This is a genomic window from Sphaerisporangium sp. B11E5 (assembly GCF_039871875.1).
Taxonomy (GTDB): domain Bacteria; phylum Actinomycetota; class Actinomycetes; order Streptosporangiales; family Streptosporangiaceae; genus Sphaerisporangium.
Window position 1 is genome coordinate 1 of sequence record NZ_JBDPMD010000103.1, and the last position, 3,382, is coordinate 3,382.

Here is a 3,382-nt window from a genome sequence, read left to right on the forward strand (position 1 = left end):
CGGCTGGCAGACCTGGACCACCATCACCTGCCCCGTCAACGGCGCCACCGGCACCCACGACCTCTACCTGCGCTTCACCGGCGGCACCGGCACCCTGTTCAACTTCAACTGGTGGCAGTTCACCAGGAACGGCGGCGGCGGGAACGTGCTGGCCAACGGCGACATGGAGAGCGGCACGACCAACTGGACCACGTCCGGCGGGACGCTGGCGTCCAGCACGAGCTCCCCGCACGGCGGCGCGCGGTCGCTGCAGATCACCGGCCGCACGGCCGCGTGGAACGGCCCGCACCAGAACGTCACCTCCAAGCTCGTCAACGGCAAGAGCTACACGACGAGCGTGTGGGTGCGCGCGCAGAGCGGCACGCCCAGCGTGAAGGCGACCCTCACGCTGACCGCGAACGGCACGACCAGCTACCTCCAGCTCACCCCGGCCGCGACGGCGAACACCAGCGGCTGGATCCAGCTCTCCGGCACGGCCACCGTCTCGTGGACCGGGACGTTGTCCAACGCCTCCTTCTACGTCGAGACGGCGTCGGGCACCGACGGCTTCTCCATCGACGACGCGTCGTTCCAGTAGCCGTCCCCGGCCGGGTTCCACTCACGAAAGGTCACTCCCCATGACCCTGAGCCGACGGACGTTCACCCGGGCCGCCGTCACGACCGCCGCACTCGCCGCCACCGGGGTGGCGACCACCCGCACGGCGTGGGCGGCCAACACCGCCTACGCTTTCGCCTACTTCACCGAGACGCCGAGCTTCCAGGGCGCCGACTACGGCCTGCACCTGGCGGTCAGCCGCGACGGTCTCAACTGGACACCGCTCAACCAGAACAACCCCGTCGTCACCCCGACAGCGGGTGAGCTGGGGCTGCGCGACCCGTTCCTGTTCCGCAAGCAGGACGGCACGTTCCTCGTCATCGCCACCGACCTCAGGGGCACCGATTTCAGCCGCAACAGCCAGTACCTGCACGTGTGGGACTCGGTGCACCTCACCGACTTCACCGGGTACCGCCGCCTGCGCATGCAGACCACCAACGACCACACCTGGGCGCCGACGGTGTTCTGGAACGCCTCACGCGGGCAGTACGGCATCGTCTACTCCGCGGCCGACATCCTGCGGGTGAACTGGACGTCCGACTTCGTCAACGTCAGCGCCGCGCAGACCTTCTTCAGCCCCGGCTTCGGCGTGCTGGACGGCGACATCGTCGTGGACGGCGCGACGACGTACCTGTACTACAAGAACCTCAACGACGGCCGCCTCTACGGATCGCGTTCCTCCACCGGCAACCCCAACACCTTCACCACCTACACCAGCGGCCTGATCCAGGGCAGCGGCATCGAGGCCCCGATGCTGCTCAAGACCAACGAAGGCGGATGGCGGCTGTGGGGCGACTCCTACAGCCCCGTCAACAACGACTACTACGCCTGGTCGTCGAACAACATCGGCGGCAACTCCTGGACCCCGCTCAACCAGCGCGACTACACCCCGCCGCTGAACTCCAAGCACGGCTCGATCATCGGCATCAGCGACGCCGAGTACAACGCCATGGTCTCCCGCTGGGGCACCCCGAACTGGGTGCGGCTGAAGTCCTCCAACCTCCCCGACCGCTACGTGCGGCACGCCAACCGGGTCGCCCGGGTCGACACCTATCCCTTCGACCCCTACCAGGACCAGATGTGGCGCATGGTCGCCGGCCTCGCCGACTCCGCCGGCGTGTCCTTCGAGTCGGTGAACTACCCGGGCAACTACCTGCGCCACTACGACTACGCGCTACGCCTCGACCCCGTCGAGAACACCGCGACGTTCCGCGCCGACGCCACCTTCCACCGCGTCGCCGGCCTCGCCGACCCGTCCTGGTCGTCCTTCCGCTCCCACAACTTCCCCACCCGCTACCTCCGGCACTACGACCACCTGCTGCGCATCGACCCGATCAGCTCGTCCTCCAGTGCCATCGACCGGCAGGACGCCACCTTCCGCGTCACTCCCTAGCGCGGCCGTCCTCCGGCTGAACCGAACGGCACCCTCGTCACCGGGCGAGGGTGCCGTTCTCGTGCCTGGCGTGGCTCCGGGACGTGCTCGCCGCCGATGAACTTTTCACCACGGAGCTGCTCATGTGGCCTGGCCATGTTCTTCCCACCGCAGATGAGACATGGCCCGGGGCGGTGGGGTCGTGGGGGACGAGAACGGACGCTTGACGGGGGTCGGCCGGGGCCTATTTGCTTCGCCGCGTCATCACCGTGGACCGTCCCGACGGGAGGCGTTTCCCGAGCACATTTGCTGTTAGCGATAACAGAAATGTCATTAAGAGCTTCATTCGACCGCCGGGGCCAGTTGAGACCGCGAGGCGGACTAGACGTTAACGCTCACACGCATCTGCACGTAGGCCGGCCGGGAGGTGGCGGCTGACCCCTCCCAAGAAAGGACATGGCATGAAACGAAGACTGATGGCCCTCCTGGTGGCGGCCGTCCTGCCGGTGCTCGCCGCGAGCGTCCTCGTGATCCGGCCGGCCACGGCCGCGTCGCTGACCCGGGTGACCGGTTTCGGAACCAACCCGACCAACCTCAACATGTACATCTATGTGCCGGACAGGGTCGCGGCCCGGCCGGCGTTGCTGGTGCTCGTCCACTACTGCGGCGGCTCGGCCAGCTCCGTCTTCGGCTGGAACGGGCGGGACTACGTCACCGCGGCCGACCGGTACGGGTACATCATCGTGTTCCCCGAGGCCACCCGCAGCGAGAAGTGTTTCGACGTGTCCACCTCGGCCGCGCTCCGGCGCGACGGCGGCGGCGACTCGACCGGCATCATGTCGATGGTGTCCTACGCCCGGCAGCGCTACAACGTCGACTCCGGGCGGATCGTGGTCAGCGGCTTCTCCTCCGGCGCGATGATGACCAACGTGCTCGCCGCCCAGTACCCGGACGTCTTCTCGGCTGGCGCGGCGTTCTCCGGTGTCCCCGCGGGGTGCTTCGCCACCACCAACGGATCCCTGTGGAACAGCCAGTGCTCCGGCGGGCAGCTCATCAAGACCGCGCAGCAGTGGGGCGACCAGGCCCGCGCCATGTCCCCGGGGTACACCGGGCGCTATCCGCGGATGCAACTGTGGCACGGGGTCAACGACACCACCCTCGCCTACCCCAACTTCGGTGAATCGATCAAGCAGTGGACCAACCTCCACGGCCTGAGCCAGGCCCCGGCGTTCACCGACCGCCCCCAGTCGTCCTGGACGCGGACCCGGTACGGCGCCACGGGAACACAAGCCACCATCGAGGGAATCAGCGTCAGCGGCGTCGGCCACGACCTACCGATGACCGGCATGCTCGCGTACGCCATCTCCTTCCTCGGCCTCGACGGCTCCCCCACCCCGACACCCACCCCCACACCC

At 68.0% G+C, this 3,382-nt stretch carries 3 protein-coding genes; all 3 read left to right on the forward strand.

Annotated features, from left to right (window positions below):
• Window positions 1-577, forward strand: a 577-nt coding sequence (locus tag ABGB17_RS38675) for a carbohydrate binding domain-containing protein (protein ID WP_347639353.1), incomplete at its 5' end; no start/stop codon positions are given.
• Window positions 578-617: 40 nt separating this feature from the next.
• Window positions 618-1,988, forward strand: a complete 1,371-nt coding sequence (locus ABGB17_RS38680; RefSeq protein ID WP_347639355.1) for a glycoside hydrolase family 43 protein — start codon at window positions 618-620, stop codon at window positions 1,986-1,988.
• A gap of 440 nt (window positions 1,989-2,428) precedes the next feature.
• Window positions 2,429-3,382, forward strand: a 954-nt coding sequence (locus ABGB17_RS38685) for a PHB depolymerase family esterase (RefSeq protein WP_347639357.1), incomplete at its 3' end; no start/stop codon positions are given.

Coding starts and splice junctions, on each gene's coding strand:
- ABGB17_RS38680 (WP_347639355.1), top strand. CDS start 618: ATGACCCTGAGCCGACGGACGTTCACCCGGGCCGCCGTCACGACCGCC.